12 protein-coding genes and 5 tRNA genes are annotated in these 17859 nt (G+C 45.2%); 10 read left to right on the plus strand and 7 right to left on the minus strand.

From position 1 onward, the window contains the following. Positions 1-162: 162 nt before the first annotated feature. Positions 163-1053 (minus strand): HTH-type transcriptional activator IlvY, encoded by an 891-nt coding sequence (gene ilvY, locus R7Q09_RS10285; RefSeq protein WP_005379097.1) that lies wholly within the window; start codon positions 1051-1053, stop codon positions 163-165. 143 nt (positions 1054-1196) lie between these two features. Here ilvY and ilvC point away from each other — a divergent pair, with 143 nt between their 5' ends. Beyond that, positions 1197-2681, plus strand: a complete 1485-nt coding sequence (gene ilvC, locus R7Q09_RS10290; RefSeq protein WP_005379098.1) for a ketol-acid reductoisomerase — start codon at positions 1197-1199, stop codon at positions 2679-2681. Between the two features lie 278 nt (positions 2682-2959). On the opposite strand, the gene ubiK is transcribed toward ilvC, so the two are convergent. The 4 genes from ubiK to R7Q09_RS10310 all read right to left on the minus strand — a co-directional run bounded on the left by ubiK (position 2960) and on the right by R7Q09_RS10310 (position 8184). Then, a complete protein-coding gene (gene ubiK / locus R7Q09_RS10295; protein ID WP_005379099.1) occupies positions 2960-3211 on the minus strand; it encodes a ubiquinone biosynthesis accessory factor UbiK in 252 nt (83 codons plus the stop codon). Between the two features lie 131 nt (positions 3212-3342). Continuing rightward, the gene (vmeD, locus tag R7Q09_RS10300; protein WP_005379100.1) at positions 3343-6465 is read right to left on the minus strand and encodes a multidrug efflux RND transporter permease subunit VmeD; all 3123 of its coding nucleotides are present in this window, start codon (positions 6463-6465) and stop codon (positions 3343-3345) included. A 12-nt stretch (positions 6466-6477) separates the two neighbouring features. Continuing rightward, positions 6478-7584, minus strand: a complete 1107-nt coding sequence (vmeC, locus tag R7Q09_RS10305) for a multidrug efflux RND transporter periplasmic adaptor subunit VmeC (protein ID WP_005379101.1) — start codon at positions 7582-7584, stop codon at positions 6478-6480. An 18-nt stretch (positions 7585-7602) separates the two neighbouring features. Beyond that, positions 7603-8184 carry a TetR/AcrR family transcriptional regulator gene (locus tag R7Q09_RS10310; protein WP_005384254.1) on the minus strand — a complete coding sequence of 194 codons (582 nt, stop codon included), beginning with the start codon at positions 8182-8184 and terminating at the stop codon, positions 7603-7605. Positions 8185-8354: 170 nt separating this feature from the next. Between R7Q09_RS10310 and rep the strand changes: the two genes are divergently transcribed. Further along, positions 8355-10370, plus strand: coding sequence for a DNA helicase Rep (gene rep, locus R7Q09_RS10315; protein ID WP_005379104.1), 2016 nt, complete (start codon positions 8355-8357; stop codon positions 10368-10370). 73 nt (positions 10371-10443) lie between these two features. Here the strand turns inward: rep and R7Q09_RS10320 are convergent, their stop codons facing one another. Next, positions 10444-10857, minus strand: a complete 414-nt coding sequence (locus R7Q09_RS10320; protein ID WP_262652863.1) for a c-type cytochrome — start codon at positions 10855-10857, stop codon at positions 10444-10446. Positions 10858-11192: 335 nt separating this feature from the next. Between R7Q09_RS10320 and R7Q09_RS10325 the strand changes: the two genes are divergently transcribed. The 5 genes from R7Q09_RS10325 (at position 11193) to R7Q09_RS10345 (ending at position 11789) form a co-directional block, all read left to right on the plus strand. Further along, positions 11193-11269: transfer RNA gene (locus R7Q09_RS10325), tRNA-Arg, on the plus strand. Positions 11270-11302: 33 nt separating this feature from the next. Next, positions 11303-11378, plus strand: a tRNA-His gene (locus tag R7Q09_RS10330). Positions 11379-11447: 69 nt separating this feature from the next. Next, a tRNA-Pro gene (locus R7Q09_RS10335) sits at positions 11448-11524 on the plus strand. Between the two features lie 48 nt (positions 11525-11572). After that, a tRNA-His gene (locus tag R7Q09_RS10340) sits at positions 11573-11648 on the plus strand. 64 nt (positions 11649-11712) lie between these two features. Continuing rightward, a tRNA-Pro gene (locus R7Q09_RS10345) sits at positions 11713-11789 on the plus strand. A 195-nt stretch (positions 11790-11984) separates the two neighbouring features. On the opposite strand, the gene R7Q09_RS10350 is transcribed toward R7Q09_RS10345, so the two are convergent. Continuing rightward, positions 11985-12710 carry an HAD-IA family hydrolase gene (locus R7Q09_RS10350; protein ID WP_318070429.1) on the minus strand — a complete coding sequence of 242 codons (726 nt, stop codon included), beginning with the start codon at positions 12708-12710 and terminating at the stop codon, positions 11985-11987. A 661-nt stretch (positions 12711-13371) separates the two neighbouring features. Here R7Q09_RS10350 and R7Q09_RS10355 point away from each other — a divergent pair. From R7Q09_RS10355 to R7Q09_RS10365, 3 genes are all read left to right on the plus strand, one after another. Next, entirely contained in the window at positions 13372-15087 is a 1716-nt protein-coding gene (locus R7Q09_RS10355; protein WP_005379108.1) for a dipeptide ABC transporter ATP-binding protein, read from the plus strand. Positions 15088-15179: 92 nt separating this feature from the next. Next, complete coding sequence (locus R7Q09_RS10360; protein ID WP_005379109.1) at positions 15180-16733, plus strand: ABC transporter substrate-binding protein; 1554 nt, start codon at positions 15180-15182, stop codon at positions 16731-16733. Between the two features lie 147 nt (positions 16734-16880). Continuing rightward, entirely contained in the window at positions 16881-17858 is a 978-nt protein-coding gene (locus R7Q09_RS10365) for an ABC transporter permease (RefSeq protein ID WP_005379110.1), read from the plus strand. The last annotated feature ends 1 nt before the right edge of the window (position 17859 follow it).

A 17859-nucleotide genomic window follows, 5' to 3' on the forward strand; every position in this document is an offset into this window, starting at 1 on the left:
TCAGAAGTGAAACGAAATAGCGCCGATGGTAGTGTGGGGCTTCCCCATGTGAGAGTAGGACATCGCCAGGCTTTAAATTTAAGAAGCCCGCTCGAAAGAGCGGGCTTTTTTGCATCTATAGAGTTTTAAAATTAGCTCACTTTATACCTAAAAAGTGTTCATCTAAGGTGCGATATACTTGCTTTCTGCAACCTTCCAAAAGGCTTTAACAAGCGGATTTTCCAGCTGAGTTTTGTTGCAGCAAACACCAAGTTTAAAAGGTTTAATTGGTAAGACTTTTAAACGATTTATCTTTTCTCTTACCGGACTGTTGTTGATTACAACATCAGGTGCGATACCTACTCCACACCCCAATGCAACCATACTTACGATGGCTTCATGTCCGGAGGTTTGTGCGTAGATCTTTGGCTTTATTTTCATTTGTTTGAGCCAAGTATTGGCCCTGTCCCTTGCCGTTCCTGCTTCTGGGAGTATGAATGGAATGACCGACCAGTCTGGTTTTTCTTTTTGTAGCTCTTCAGCAAACGCACTAACCCCAACAGGTACGATGACAGAAAGTGGGATTTCACTGATCGTTTCAAATGCGATTTTATTTGGCATCTGTTCTGACTTGGCTGATATGGCAATATCGGCTTCATCTGCTAGTATTTTGTCGATCGCTTGAGCTGGATCGCCGGTTGATAGTTTGAACTCAATGAAAGGGTTCTGAATACGAAAGTCAGAGATTAGCTCCGGAAGATGGCTGTAGCTTGCAGTAACAGAACAAAAGAGACGGATTTCTCCTTTCAATTCATCCTCGGTTCCCTTCAGGTGACTCTGATACTGCTGCCATTCGCCAAGAATCTTTAAGGCAACTGGGACTAGCTTTTTACCTTGGATAGTTAAATCAACGCTACGGTTGTCGCGTAAAAACAATTGTTGGCTGGTTTCCTCCTCTAATTTTTGTATCTGTCGGCTTAAGGCTGAAGGGCTAATATGCATTGCCGCTGCGGTCTTGGCGAAACTTTTACTCTCACAGAGATGAATGAAAAGTTGCAGGCTTTTGATATTCATTAAATTTTCATTTCCATGTTGCATAAATTGCAATAACTAATTGTGAATATATCACTTTAAGCAATCTCATGTCTGTTTTAGTATGAAGTTATTCGGTAAGGCAATTACTGACCTCAATGGAAGAATCTCAAAGGAGCACCCAGATGGCTAATTATTTCAATACCCTAAACTTGCGCGAGCAGTTGGACCAATTAGGTCGTTGTCGTTTTATGGACCGCAGTGAGTTCGCTTCAGAAGCGGATTATCTGAAAGGTAAGAAAGTAGTCATTGTAGGTTGTGGTGCTCAAGGTCTTAACCAAGGTCTGAACATGCGCGACTCTGGTCTAGACGTTGCTTATGCGCTTCGCCAAGCCGCGATTGATGAGCAACGCCAGTCATTCAAAAACGCAAAAGACAACGGTTTTGAGGTAGGTAGCTACGAAACGCTAATTCCACAAGCTGATCTAGTAGTAAACCTTACTCCAGATAAGCAGCACACAAACGTTGTTGAGACGGTAATGCCGTTGATGAAAGAAGGCGCAGCACTAGGTTACTCTCACGGTTTCAACGTTGTTGAAGAAGGCATGCAAATCCGTAAAGACCTAACGGTAGTAATGGTTGCACCTAAATGTCCAGGTACGGAAGTTCGTGAAGAATACAAGCGCGGTTTCGGTGTACCGACTCTTATCGCTGTTCACCCAGAGAACGACCCAAAAGGTGAAGGTTGGGATATCGCGAAAGCTTGGGCAGCAGCAACCGGTGGTCACCGTGCTGGCTGTCTAGAGTCTTCTTTCGTTGCTGAGGTGAAATCTGACCTAATGGGTGAGCAAACTATCCTTTGTGGTATGCTACAGGCTGGCTCTATCGTGTGTTACGAGAAGATGATTGCTGATGGTATCGATCCTGGCTACGCTGGTAAGCTTCTTCAATACGGTTGGGAAACCATCACTGAAGCACTGAAGTTTGGTGGTATCACTCACATGATGGATCGCCTAACTAACCCTGCAAAAGTGAAAGCATTTGAGCTTTCTGAAGAGCTAAAAGAACTGATGCGTCCGCTATACAACAAGCACATGGATGACATCATCACCGGTCACTTCTCTAGCACTATGATGGCTGACTGGGCAAACGACGATGCAAATCTACTAGGCTGGCGTGCAGAAACAGGTGAAACTGCTTTCGAAAACTACCCAGAAACTGACGTAGAAATCTCTGAGCAAGAGTACTTCGATAACGGTATCTTGATGGTTGCTATGGTTCGTGCGGGTGTTGAGCTAGCATTCGAAGCGATGACGGCATCTGGCATCATCGATGAGTCTGCTTACTACGAGTCTCTACACGAGCTGCCACTTATCGCAAACACTATCGCACGTAAGCGTTTATACGAGATGAACGTGGTTATCTCAGACACTGCGGAATACGGTAACTACCTGTTCGCTAACGTAGCAACGCCGCTTCTACGTGAGAAGTTTATGCCAGCCGTAAATACTGACGTAATTGGTAAAGGTTTAGGTGAAACGTCTAACCAAGTGGATAACGCGACTCTTATCGCTGTGAATGAAACAATCCGTAACCACCCTGTAGAGTACATCGGTGAAGAGCTACGTGGTTACATGACTGATATGAAGCGTATCGCGGTGGGCGGCTAAATGACTGGCCTTAAGGCTCCATTTCGGTGTCGAAGGTGCTCGTTTACTATCGTAAAGTCCGCGCCTTCTCCTAGAAATGAAACCTTAATACAGCGTAATTTACTTAGTCTCAAGTAACGCAGTAGATAAACTCCAGGCAGACTGGAGTGATAAATACAAAATAAAACACAACATCTAATCAAAAGGCTTGGTCGCCGTTGACCAAGCCTTTTTGTTTTTAGCCGATTTATCTGCGCGCCGATAAGAAAAACGCTCCTTTGTGAGGAGCGCTTTGATACTTATTTTTCAGCAAGCTTTTCTTCAAGTTGCGCCAACTTCTGTTCCATTTCTGTTAGCTTTTGACGTGTACGTAGTAAAACTTGAGTTTGAACATCAAACTCTTCGCGACTTACAACATCTAGCTTGTTTAGCTGGCCTTGGATTACTTGACGAACTTTCTGATCGACATCAGAGCCCAACTCTTTTACAGGTTGAGGCATTGAGTCGTGAATCTGTTTAGCAATTTGCTCTAATTTCTTTGGGTCAAACATAGTGGCTAAAACTCCTTTTGATTTGTCCTCATTTTAAGTAAATGATACGTGAAAGTCGCCACTTAGATGGCAAAAAAGAGAGCGGCAATAAAAAAGGCCACCGAAGTGACCTTTTTGAATGCCTTAATAGCTTATCTGTTATCCGCTAATTCACGATGAGCTGCTTTCGCTTCGTCAACTCGCGCTAACTTCTCCAAGTCTTTGTCTTCAACAAATACTGGCAGAGGTTTGTGTTTTTCAGCTAGGTAGCTGTAAATCACAGGTAGTACAAATAGTGTGAACAGTGTACCGATTGCAAGGCCAGCAACGATGACGATACCGATACTGAAACGTTGCGCGGCACCTGCACCTGTTGCGTACATCAGTGGGATAAGACCTGCGATCATCGCAGCAGTGGTCATTAGGATAGGGCGAAGACGCACTTTCGCAGCTTCCATCACCGCATCAATACGAGACAGTTTATTATGTAACTGCTCTTCCTTGGCGACTTCACAGATCAAGATACCGTGCTTGGTTATTAGGCCGACCAGCGTGATCAAACCAACCTGCGAGTAGATGTTCATCGAGGCCGTACCCCAGGCCAATGCGATCAAGGCACCACATATTGCCAGAGGTACAGATACCATGATGACAATAGGATCGCGGAGTGATTCAAATTGAATCGCCAGAACGAGGAAGATGATCGCAAGTGCAAGACCGAAGGTTGCATACAAGGCACTACCTTCCGTTACAAACTGACGAGATTCGCCCATGTAATCGTGGTTATAGCCTGCAGGCAGCTTGGTTTGTGCAATATTTTCAAACCAGTCGATTGCGTCACCCATAGCAACACTAGGCGATGGTACTGCACCCACAGTCGCTGAGTTTAGCTGGTTGAAGTGTGGCAAAGAGCGAGGCTCAGCCACCACATCGATAGTAATCAGACTGCCTAATGGAACCGCTTTACCATCCACAGAGCGTACATAGTAGTTCTTCATCGATTCTGGGTTTAGACGCCATTTACGCTCAACTTGAGGGATCACCTCATACGAGCGGCCATTCAGGTCGATTCGGTTTACATAACCATCTGCCATCATGGTGCTGAGAGTGATGCCAATGTCTTGCATAGTCACACCGTAGGCACCCGCTTTGTCTTTATCGATCTTGATCTTCATCGTTGCTGAATCGTAGTTCAAATCCAGGTCGGAATAGACAAACATTGGGCTACTTGCAACATCGGTTAGAATATCGCTAGCGATAGTAAACAAGCTCTCGAAGCTATTTGGTGTTGTAATTACAAACTGAACAGGTAGACCTGAGCCTGCACCTGGAAGCTCTGGCATTTGGAATGCAGTGACAGACATACCAGGTACACTTGATACTAGGCCACCCACACGTTTCGTGATTTCAGATTGGCTTGCCTCTCGTTCACTCCAAGGCTTCAATGTTGCTAGGCCAAACGCTTGGTTTGAGTTTGGTACACCATTAAAGACCTGCGCGTATTCCACCTCCGGTTGATCTGAGAGTATTTGGTTTACGTCATCCATGGTATTTTGGATATAGTCCAAGTTCGCGTTTGATGGGGCGGTACCCATCAGCATGACCACACCTTTATCTTCAGATGGTGCTAGTTCGCTAGGAATAAACTTGAACAAGACCGGTAAGCTTGCAAATACAATGATTGCAAACGCAATAACAACCGGACGATGAGCCATTACCGCTTTCAACATGCCTTCGTAACGAGTGGTCATGCCATCAAGGATATGGTGAACTTTTTGCTCAAACTTGCTTGGCTTCTCGTTCGCCTTCAGCATCTTCGAACACATCATTGGTGATAGTGTCAAAGCGATGATGCCGGATACGAATACTGAACCTGCCAGTGTCAAAGCGAACTCTTTGAACAATGAACCGGTGATACCACCCATCAATGCGATCGGTGCGTACACTGCACCTAGCGTCAATGTCATCGCGATAACTGGAACCGCAATTTCACGTGTACCAATGATTGCAGCTCGGAATGGTGATTCCCCTTCTTTGATGTGACGGTCAACGTTTTCTAGTACAACGATCGCGTCATCCACCACCAGACCGATGGCAAGCACCATCGCCAGTAGCGTCATCAAGTTCCAAGAGAAACCCATTGCCTGCATCACCATTGCCACACCAATCAATGAAAGTGGAATGGTCACGATAGGAATGATTACCGCGCGGAATGAACCTAGGAACAGTGTGATAACCACAAGTACGATTACTGCTGCTTCAAGAATCGTTTTCACTACTTCGTGAATCGATTCGTTGATGGCGATAGTTGAGTCGTACATTACGTTCATTTTGATGTTACTTGGTAGATTGCGCTCAAGCTGAGGCAACAGTTCAAGTACGTCTGCTGCAATGTTGATTGGGTTAGCACTTGGCGCTGCGTTGATCGCCGCAACCACAGCTTCTTGACCGTTTGCACTTGCGCGATAAACGTCGTGACTCTTCTCTAGCGTTACTTTAGCGATATCACCTAGGCGGATGACATCCCCTTCACCAGTTTTCACGACCAATGCTTCAAGTTCAGCAACGTTTGATACCTGAGTATCTGCGCTACCGTTATAAAGCACGAACTCACCCGTCGCTTGACCGGTTGCAGATTGGTAGTTGTTGGCGTTAAGAACGCTCATCACATCGGTTGCGGTCAACTTCAAAGCGCCCATTTTGGCAGGATCTAGCCATACGCGCAGTGCGTACTTCATACCACCATACAGGTCAACTTTGGACACACCGTTTACGGTGAACAACTGCGGGTTGATTACACGCTCAAGGTAGTCAGTGATCTGGCTTGAAGATAACTCGTCACTCGTAAAGCCGATGTACAGTACCGCCGTTGTCGAACCTGTCGACATGGTTACGGTTGGGTCTTCGGCTTCTTTTGGTAGCTGTGAACGTACCGAGTTGGTTTTCGCCAGAATGTCAGACAACGCCGCATTTGGATCAGTATTCAACTTCATGTTTACAGTAATGGTCGATTTACCCAGTACCGATTGCGAAGTCATGTAATCAATATTATCGGCTTGCGCTACCGCTTGCTCCAATGGCTGAGTAATAAAGCCTTGGATCAAGTTGGCACTTGCACCGTAGTAACTGGTGGTCACGGTGACCACCGTATTCGTCATTTCAGGGTATTCACGAACCTGCATTTTGAACACCGCTTGCAAACCAAGCAATGCAATCAAAAAGCTGATCGATACCGCTAAAACTGGACGTTTTATAAAAACATCTGTAAAGCGCATGATGCCTCCAACTTAAAGCATTGGTGTTTCAGCAGGTGGGGTAGTTGCATCGCTTTCGACAATGCTTACTTTCGCATGGTTACTCAAACGGACTTGACCCGATGTCACCACTACATCACCTGGCTTCACGCCTTCTAGAATGTGTGCGATATCTTTAGAGCGTTCGCCAACTTTTACCACATGCTGCTTAACGCGTTTTTCGCCATCTTCTTCTGTTACGATGTAAACATTGTCGCCATACAGCGTAAATGTGATCGCGGTTTGAGGTAGCGTGACCTGATTTTCTAATTTAGGCAGAATGATGTTTGCACGCGCGAACATACCACTACGTAGTTTGCCGTCACTGTTAGGGATATCCGCTTGAACTTGAATCAAACCACTTTGTACGTTTACAGCTGGTTCAATCGCAGAAATAGACCCTTTGAAAGGTTGGTCTGGATAAGCGTCAACAAAGATATCCACTTCTTGATCGATATTGATACGTGAAATATCGGTTTGTGGCACGGTGAAGCGCAAGCGCATCACGCTGGTATCTTCAAGGCGAACAATATCGGTGCCCGCCTGTAGGTACTGACCGAGGTACACGTTACGAATACCTACCACACCATCAAATGGCGCTTTTATTTCACGTCGGTCGATGGTTGCTTTCAGGCTTTCAATATCCGCTTTTAAGGAGAAGTAGTTTGCTTCTGCTTCGTCATACGCTTCTTTAGAAATAGAGCCTTTTTTGAATAGGCCTTGGTAGCGTTTGTATTTCGCTTCTGCCGCTGGCAACTTAGCTTGCGAGCTCTTCAAATTTGCTTTTTCGACTTCAGAATCAAGCAACACTAATGGCTGACCCGATTTAACTTGAGTACCGGAATCAAACGCGATTTTATCGATAACACCGCTCGTTTCGTTCGCTACCGTCACGCCTTGGTTTGGCTCGATAAAACCAATTGCCTCGATGACTGGTACCCAATCCACCGCTTGCACTTCTGTCACGGTTACTGGGAACTCAGGTTCAGGACGGTTTGCCATGTATTCAGCGATCTTTTGTTGCTTAAATAAATTGAAACCTATCACGCTGCCGAACAAGAGAACGGCGATAAGTAACATAAAGAAAGTCCACTTTTTCATTCTATTAAGAACTCCAAGTTAGTGTTTAATAATTGCATCCCAACTGGCTTCAATAGCGGCCTCTAATGCCGTCTTATCCAGTTGATAAAATCCCAAAGCGTGTTTCCGAGCAAGTGCAACACTTGCCTCAAAACTTAATCCAGAAAGTACTTCGTTATCGAGAAGCTTGAATACTCCCTCGTCTTTACCCTGATTAAAAAGAAGATCTACTTGGGCAAACATTTGTCTCTCAAGTTCCCGAGCTTTGCTACTATTTGAACAGGGTAAAGACTCATATTGGACTCGGTTGCTGATCGCACTTAAGTTCGAGCTCGCTAAATTCCAAATATTGAGCCACATGGTTCGATAACGCTGTTTTAAAGGCATCTCTTCACTAACACCTAGTTGCACCGCAGTAGCAACACGCTTAGCAACGTTAAGGCGTAGTTCCTCTAAAAGATGTTCTTTATCTGAGAAATAACGGTAAATCGTCCCTGCTGCGACACCTGCCTCATTGGCGAGCTTTTGCATGGAAAGCCCTTGAAAGCCAGATTCAGCAATGAGTTGTTCAGCAGCGACTAAGATTTGTTCTCGTTTATCTACAGCAGGGTTATCCTTCATAATGTCACCCTTTAGTGAATGAACGTTCATTCATTATAGCTTAAATACCCGCCATTTATGCAACAGAATATTGCACTTAATTGGTGTAAAAATTACAAGAAATCAGCATAGCTTTCACGAGGCCACCCCTTTATCATAGGCGCCACATTCATCACCCGCAGAGAATTTCTATGAAGCTGAACCCTAGTCAAGATGAAGCCGTGAAATACGTGTCTGGCCCATGCCTAGTGCTAGCAGGTGCTGGTTCGGGCAAAACTCGTGTTATTACCAATAAAATCGCTTATCTGGTTCAGCAATGTGGTTACAAAGCGCGTAACATTGCGGCGGTGACGTTTACCAACAAAGCAGCACGTGAAATGAAGGAGCGTGTAGGTCAAACGTTAGGGAAAGGTGAGTCTAAAGGTTTGATGGTATCAACATTCCACACTTTAGGATTGAACATCATCAAGCGTGAGTACAAGCATTTAGGGTTGAAAGCGGGCTTCTCACTGTTTGATGACCAAGACCAGCTAGCGCTGCTCAAAGAACTTACCGAAAAGCAGCTTGATGGTGATAAAGATCTGCTACGTCAGCTTCTGAGTTGTATTTCCAACTGGAAAAACGACATGTTGACGCCAGAGCAAGCCAAAGCGCGTGCGCAAGGTGAACAGCAACAATTGTTTGCGTTCTGTTTTGATATGTACCAAAAGCAAATGAAAGCCTATAACGCGCTTGATTTTGATGACCTAATTTTGATGCCCGTTTTACTCTTACGTAATCATGAAGATGTTCGTCAGCGTTGGCAGAATCGTATCCGTTACCTACTGGTTGACGAGTATCAAGATACCAACACGAGTCAGTATGAGCTGGTCAAATTAATTGTCGGAGAACGTGGGCGATTGACTGTTGTAGGGGATGACGATCAGTCTATTTATTCATGGCGTGGTGCGAAACCTCAGAACCTCGTGTTGCTGGGTGAAGATTATCCGAATTTGCGTTTGATTAAGCTAGAGCAAAACTACCGTTCAACGAGTCGAATCCTGCGTGCGGCCAACATTTTGATAGCTAACAACCCTCACGTCTATGAGAAGTCCTTGTTCTCTGAAATTCCTGACGGTGAAAAACTCAAAGTGTTGTTGGCTAAAAATGAAGAGCACGAAGCAGAGCGCGTAACGGGTGAACTAATTGCGCATAAGTTCCTAAACCGTACCGAATATAAAGATTATGCGATTCTATATCGTGGTAACCACCAATCACGTTTGATTGAAAAGTCTCTGATGCAAAACCGTGTACCGTATAAAATTTCTGGTGGCACCTCGTTTTTTGCACGCGCAGAGATTAAAGACATCATGGCGTATTTGCGTGTTTTGGTTAATCCGGATGACGACAATGCATTTTTGCGCATTGTGAACACTCCGCGACGTGAAATTGGCCCAGTAACGTTAGAGAAATTAGGCAGTTATGCCAATATGCGAGGCAAGAGCCTGTTTGAGTCGAGCTTTGAAATGGGGCTCGAACAGCACCTAACGGGACGTGGCCTAGAAAACCTGCGTCGTTTCACCCAATGGCTAGTGGCGATTGCTGATCAAGCTGAGCGTGGTGATACCGTCGAAGCGGTTCGTTCGCTAGTTCGTGATATCCATTATGAAGATTGGCTATACGAAACTTCAGCAAGTCCGAAAGCCGCTGAAATGAGAATGAAGAACGTTTCTGACCTTTATTCCTGGATAGTGGCGGACCTAGAGGGTGACAACTACGATCAAGAAGAGAAAACGTTAAAAGAAGTCGTTCAACGTTTGACCTTGCGTGACATGATGGAGCGCGGTGAAGAAGATGAAGACAGTGATGCAGTACAACTGATGACCTTGCACGCATCAAAAGGCCTTGAGTTCCCATATGTATACTTAATTGGGTCCGAAGAAGGTATTTTACCGCACCAAACCAGTATTGATGAAGATAACGTGGAAGAAGAGCGTCGCCTGATGTACGTTGGTATTACTCGCGCGCAACGTGAACTGACTTTCACTATGTGCAAAGAGCGTCGGCAGTTCGGCGAGTTGATCAAACCGACTCAAAGCCGCTTTTTGGATGAGTTGCCATTTGATGACGTTGAATGGGAAGTAAACAAAAAGCCAGTATCAGCAGAAGAGCGTATGGCGAAAGGTCAAGCACACATTGCCAATATTCGAGCAATGTTTAAGAAGTAAAGTAACCTTGTTCTCACTGACTAAAAACAAAAAGGCTTGCCAACTGGCAAGCCTTTTTCGTTGATGTCTTTACTTATAGACCTTCAATCATGTGGTCAATTGCTGCGATGATTTCATCGTCAGAACAGTCCATACAGGTTCCTTTGGCTGGCATCGCATTGAAGCCTTCTAATGCGTGCTTCACTAACGTATCTTTGCCATGTGCAATACGTGGTGCCCAATCATCGGCATTACCTGTTTTAGGTGCGCCGTTTACACCAGATGCGTGACAAGCAATACAAAAAGTACCATAAACTGTGGCGCCATCACGTGGACCGGTTGGTTCTTCTTTCACTGGCTCAGAACCTGCTAGATAAACATCACCGACAGGTTGGATGCGTTCTGCGATCGCATCGTATTCAGTTTGGCTGATGTCAGAAGCTAAAGCTGCCGTAGAAAACGTTAAGGCAGCGAACAAAACGCTAATCATTTGTCGAGACATATCCATTAAACCCACTTCACATTCCCGAGGTAAGTGACTTACCTATTTATATAGTTAGAGTATTAATGCCGAGCAGAGAAATCATTAAATTCCACTGAATGGCATAGAATGATTAGACAACTTGGTTGCAGCTGTTAAATCAATGTAAATAATGGGTGATTATATCCCGATAACTTGTTGCAATAAACAACAAGTTATCCATGACAGGGCGTGAATCACATCAAAAATCCACTTTAACGGAAGATAACTGTCGAAAAAGAGACCAAACGATAAAAAAAGTAAAAAAAGTACTAGACGGCATAGTGTGATATCCGTATTATTCCACTCCGCCGATAGGGCATGCGCCCGTAGCTCAGTTGGATAGAGCGTTGGCCTCCGGAGCCAAAGGTCGAAGGTTCGAATCCTTTCGGGCGTACCATTGCCTCGGAGGATACATCGGTAAAAATCAGTGGTGGCTATAGCTCAGTTGGTAGAGCCCCGGATTGTGATTCCGGTTGTCGCGAGTTCAAGTCTCGTTAGCCACCCCATTCTTTCTTTTTTAGATTGAATGCGGTAGCATTGCTCCCAATCTTGATTCAATCAAGATAAAACATCGTCGGTGAATAGCGCAGCTTGGTAGCGCATCTGGTTTGGGACCAGAGGGTCGGGGGTTCGAATCCCTCTTCACCGACCACTATTTAGTTTATGGCTCTAATAGAGCGGTAAACAGCAAAAATTGATGGTGGCTATAGCTCAGTTGGTAGAGCCCTGGATTGTGATTCCGGTGGTCGCGAGTTCGAATCTCGTTAGCCACCCCATTAATTAAGGTGACTTCTTAGTTGAAGTGTCCTGTCTGATTTGAGAAAATCAGCAAATACAGTTCGGTGAATAGCGCAGCTTGGTAGCGCATCTGGTTTGGGACCAGAGGGTCGGGGGTTCGAATCCCTCTTCACCGACCACTATTTAAAGCCTCAGTCGAAAGACTGGGGCTTTTTTGCATCTCTCCTGAAAAGAATCGGCATTCCATTTCAATTTTTCCCAAAAGTGTACAGCTCTAGGGGCTTTTGACCACCTATGATCCAAATGCTTTTCGAGCTGACAAAATAAACCCCAGAGCAGTGTCTGGGGTTTTGTAGTTTTCTAATCCGCTGCTTTTATTGGGCGAGTGTTTTAAGGATTTCTTTCAGTTCTACCGTTTCTTGGATTTCAAAACTTGGCGTTATATCCGTTGAGTTGCTTGCGCCTGTCGCATTCACCCATACACTCAAAATGCCCATATTGTTAGCGCCAGCAATGTCAGCAGGTAAAGAGTCGCCCACGTGTAGAGCCTCTTCTGGTTTTACTTCGACCAAGTCGAGCGCTTTTTGGAAAATACTTGTAGCAGGTTTCTCTTCTGGCTCTTCTCCTCCCACAATAATATGGTCCACCCAGTTGCTCATTTGTGTCGCGTTTAATTTAGGGTGTTGAGAAAAAATCGGGCCGTTAGTGATCACGACGAGTTTGTAATGTTGACGAAGGTCGCTGAGCATTTCTTTTACACCAGGGAAGAAAGTGAACGCGCCCATACGTGCAGAGTCAAAGTAGTCTTGAGCTTGTTGAGCCTCTTTTGCAGTAATGTTGACGCCGTGCTCCGCCAAGATGTTTTGGATCAGGCCACAACGGAAGGCATTTTCATCGGGTAGCAGAGTCACAAGGTGAGGGAAATCAGCATTCAGCTTTTTGTATACACCCTGTAAGTAGCGCTGAAAAAACGCTTTTGGCTCAGTCACTTGTGGGTAGGTTTTATGAATCCAAGTTGTAAACGCTTGTCCTGCAACTTTATCGGCTTGTGACGTTGCACATAAAGTCTCGTCCATATCAAAAAAAATCGCTTTAAGCACAGGAGCTCCTTTTATTTACGGCTTGGCTTTGACACTGTTCATCTATTATCCCACTCTCAATTGTGTCGTAAAGGGTTAAAATCGGCGAGTTTTCTTATGACGTACGAATGAGGATAGCGGTACTTTCCTTTGCTTAGTCAATAAACCGCTTAAGTGGCGCATAATCTGCGTTGGAGCAGGATTTGTGTGGTTTTGCTGTTTTGTTCACGTTTTGACCTATCCTTTCTCTTCCTAAGTTTGGCTTTTTGTATTTGCCGACTATTTTATTAATAGTTTTTTATGTTGAAAAAACACTTTTTGCATATGATATTGTTTGTTAAATGTTAATAAATGCACATGAATAATATGGTTAATAATCTTGTTTAGCTCATGTTTACTTTTAGAGCATTTTTCTAGTTTTATTGGTGCATGACGCACAAAAATAGTGTGATATGAAAATGGTTAAATACTTGTTAATGCATTTTTATTCGCTAATTGTGCGTTTATTTAATGTTTTTTCGGCGGAATATACTTTAATTGTTGCTTTTTTGTGTGATTTTTGCCAAATTATTTCCGCATTAAGATTTCAGAGTATTATTCTGAATTTGAACGGATTCATTCAGGTGATGAATGGTGCCTTTGGCATGATTCGATACCACAGACAAGGCAGTAGAGGTCTGAAATGTCACTATTAGAAGTGAAAAACCTTCGTATTGAATACCCATCCCGACACGGCGTTCACGCTGCCGTGAAGTCACTTTCTTTTCATATTGAACGTGGTGAAATCGTGGGTGTTGTTGGCGAATCAGGTGCGGGTAAATCCACCGTTGGTAACGCTGTTATCGATTTGCTTAGTCCCCCAGGTCGCGTTGCTAGCGGTGATGTATTCTTGGATGGAGAAAAAATTTCTGGCCTATCACCAGAAGCGATGCGTAAGGTTCGCGGCTCGAAAATAGGTTTTATTTTCCAAGATCCGATGACCTCGCTCAATCCACTTTTTACTGTTGAGCAACAGCTGAAAGAGACGATCCACGCTAACATGAAGGTCTCTGATGAAGAGGCGTATCAGCGCGCGCTTTCTCTTATGCAGCAGGTTGGTATTCCGCAACCAGAAAACCGCTTAAAACAGTACCCGCACCAATTCTCTGGTGGTATGCGTCAGCGTGTTGTCATTGCTATTGCTTTGGCTGGTGAGCCTGATCTCATCATCGCGGACGAACCAACTACGGCGTTAGACGTTTCTATCCAAGACCAAATCCTCAACTTGATCCGCGAGCTGTGTATCAAGAACAATGTCGGCTGTATGTTGGTTACTCACGATATGGGTGTCGTCTCCAACGTCACCGATCGCGTGGCGGTAATGTATCGTGGTGACTTGGTGGAGTTTGGACCAACAGCCAAAGTATTGGGCGATCCTGATCACTCTTACACTCGCAGTCTAATTTCAGCGGTACCACGTTCAGACAGAAAGCTAGATCGTTTCCCGTTAGTAAGCTATATCGAAGAAGCGGCGGAAATGGAGCCACTCGATATCAAGAACCACTGGTTAGGACAAAGCCAAGATGAGCGTGAGTACACTGGCCCGCTTTTGGACGTGAAGAACGTCAATCTTCGCTTTGTGACCAAAGACTCTTTGTTCGAGAGCCGCCGAGAATACGTGCAAGCATCTAATAATGTGAGCTTTGAAGTGCACGAAGGCGAAACCTTTGGTTTGGTGGGCGAGTCTGGTTCAGGTAAATCGACCATTGCACGTGTGATTGCTGGTTTATACCAACCTAACTCTGGTCAGGTGAAATTCGAGGGCATTGACCTGACCGCTTTAACCTCTGAGAAAGAGCGCCGCCCGATGCGTCGTCAAATGCAGATGGTGTTCCAAAACCCATATACTTCAATGAACCCTCGTATGAAGGTATTCGATATTATTGCTGAGCCAATCCGTTTCCATAAATTGACGAAAAACGAGTCGGAAACTCGCCAAATCGTGAATGACTTATTGGATCATGTTGGTTTGGGTCGAATGGCTGGGCTTAAGTACCCTCATGAATTCTCCGGTGGTCAGCGTCAGCGTATTTCTATTGCGCGTGCGTTGGCGACTCGTCCTCGACTTTTGATTTGTGATGAACCGACCTCAGCACTGGACGTATCGGTACAGGCACAAATTCTAAACTTGCTGAAAGATCTGCAAAGTGAGCTGAACTTGACTATGTTGTTTATCAGCCACGATTTACCTGTTATTCGTCAGATGTGTGACCGAGTAGGTGTGATGCAAATGGGTACACTTTTAGAAGTGGCACCAACAGAACAGTTATTCACGGCACCTCAACACGAATACAGCAAAAAATTGATTTCTCTGATGCCGGAGTTTACTGGCTTGCGAGAAGAGATCGAAACGGCATAAACCAAGCAATTCGCTTGGCTAACCTTTAGTCATAACAAAGACGCAAACACAACAACAAGGGATCCGTATCCCCGCATGAAGGAGTTATGCAAATGAAAACCATGAAAAGCAAATTAGCAGTGGCGCTAATGGCTGCGGGCCTAAGCTTTAACGCAATGGCAGCAGATATCAAAGTTGGCTATGCAGCTGACCCAGTATCGCTTGACCCACATGAGCAGCTATCAGGTGGCACACTGCAAATGTCACACATGGTATTTGATCCGTTGGTTCGCTTTACTCAAAAAATGGATTTCGAGCCTCGCCTAGCAGAAAGCTGGGAACGTATTAACGATACGACTGTTCGTTTCAAACTACGTGAAGGTGTGAAATTCCATTCTGGCAATACTCTAACGGCTGACGACGTCGTGTGGACGTTCCAGCGTTTACAAAGCTCTCCTGACTTTAAAAACATCTTCGACCCGTACGAAAAAATCGTCAAAGTTGACGACAACACGTTCGATCTTGTAACTAAAGGTCCTTACCCACTAGTGTTGCAAACCGCAACGTACATTTTCCCAATGGACAGCAAGTTCTACACTGGCAAAACTGCGGACGGCAAAGATAAGTCTGAGTTAGTGAAGCACGGTAACTCATTTGCATCGACTAACGTATCTGGCACGGGTCCATTCATTGTGACTTCACGTGAGCAGGGCGTAAAAGTGGAATTTGAACGCTTTAAAGATTACTGGGACAAAGAGTCGAAAGGTAATGTTGATAAGCTAACACTTGTGCCAATCAAAGAAGACGCAACTCGTGTAGCAGCGCTGCTTTCTGGCGGTGTTGACATGATTCACCCTGTAGCGCCAAACGACCACAAACGCGTTGAAGATGCTGACGGCATCGACCTAGTTACGCTACCTGGTACTCGTATCATCACGTTCCAACTAAACCAAAACAGCAACGAAGCATTGAAAGACGTTCGCGTTCGCCAAGCGATTGTTCACGCAATCAATAACGAAGGTATCGTGAAGAAAATCATGAAAGGCTTCGCAACGGCCGCTGGTCAGCAAAGCCCGGCAGGTTACGTGGGTCACGATGACAAACTGGTTCCTCGCTACGATTTGAAGAAAGCGAAAGAGCTGATGAAAGAAGCGGGTTACGAAAATGGCCTGACGCTAACTATGATCGCACCAAACAACCGTTACGTGAACGATGCGAAAGTAGCACAAGCGGCTGCAGCAATGTTGTCTAAGATCGGTATCAAGGTTGATCTGAAGACCATGCCAAAAGCGCAGTACTGGCCTGAGTTCGACAAGTGTGCGGCAGACATGCTGATGATCGGTTGGCACTCAGATACAGAAGACTCAGCGAACTTCAACGAGTTCCTAACCATGACTCGTAACGAAGAAACCGGTCGTGGTCAGTACAACTGTGGTTACTACTCAAACCCAGAAATGGACAAAGTGGTTGAAGCTGCGAACGTAGAGACGGACCCTGCGAAACGTGCAGAAATGCTGAAGGGCGTAGAAGCGACACTATACAACGACGCAGCATTCGTACCGCTACACTGGCAAAGTGAAGCATGGGGCGCGAAGTCTAACGTGAAAGCGGCAGATATCGTTAACCCAATGGTAATGCCTTACTTCGGTGACCTAGTGGTTGAATAATCACGGTTAGTCGACTTTGAGGAGGGATGGATTTCCCTCCTCAACTTAAAGCACTCGACTCAGTTTTGTTTCAGTCGGATTGAGTTGGTTATTTAGACTGAATTTTCTCTCTAATTTAGAGATCTATGGATAGTTAAGGGGCAAGGAATGTTTTCGTTTCTGGTCAAGCGCCTGTTTCAGGCACTGATAGTGATGTTTGTGATCAGTTTGGTGGCGTTTGCCATTCAGGACAACCTGGGTGATCCGCTGCGTGAGCTTGTAGGTCAGTCGGTTTCGGAATCGGAGCGTCAAGCGCTACGCGACGACTTGGGCCTGAACGATCCCTTTATCACAAAGTACACGCGCTTTGTGGGTAATGCACTGCAAGGTGATTTGGGTACCTCATATTTTTTCAAGCGACCTGCGGTTGAGGTGATTCTCGACAAGCTGGTAGCTACATTAGAGCTCGTGTTTGGCGCGACGCTTATCATCATTGTTTTCTCTATTCCGCTTGGGGTGTACTCTGCGATTCATCCTAAGAGTGTTTTTACCAAATTTGTCATGGCGATGAGCAGTGTCGGTATCTCGATTCCGGTGTTCTTAACCGCAATCATGCTGATGTATGTCTTCTCCATAGAACTCGGTTGGCTGCCTTCCTACGGGCGGGGCGAGACCGCTAATGTGCTCGGTTGGGAATCTGGCTTCTTTACCATTGATGGTATCAAGCACCTCATCCTACCTTGTATTGCGCTAGCGTCTATCATGTTGCCGTTGTTCATCCGCTTGGTGCGTTCAGAAATGCTGGAAGTTCTGAGTTCGGAATACATTAAGTTCGCCAAAGCAAAAGGTTTGAACTTACAAAAGATTTATTACCAACATGCACTTAAGAACACCATGCTACCAGTATTGACGGTAGGTGGCGTGCAGATTGGTACCATGGTGGCCTACACCATTCTTACTGAAACCGTGTTCCAATGGCCGGGCACTGGCTTCCTTTTCCTAGAGGCAATCAACCGTGTAGATACACCGCTGATCACTGCCTACGTTATCTTTGTTGGTCTGATCTTCGTGGTAACCAATACCATCGTTGACTTGCTGTACGGCATCATCAACCCAACTGTGAACCTAACTGGAAAAGGAGCTTAAT

The organism is Vibrio sp. 2130-1 (assembly GCF_033339515.1).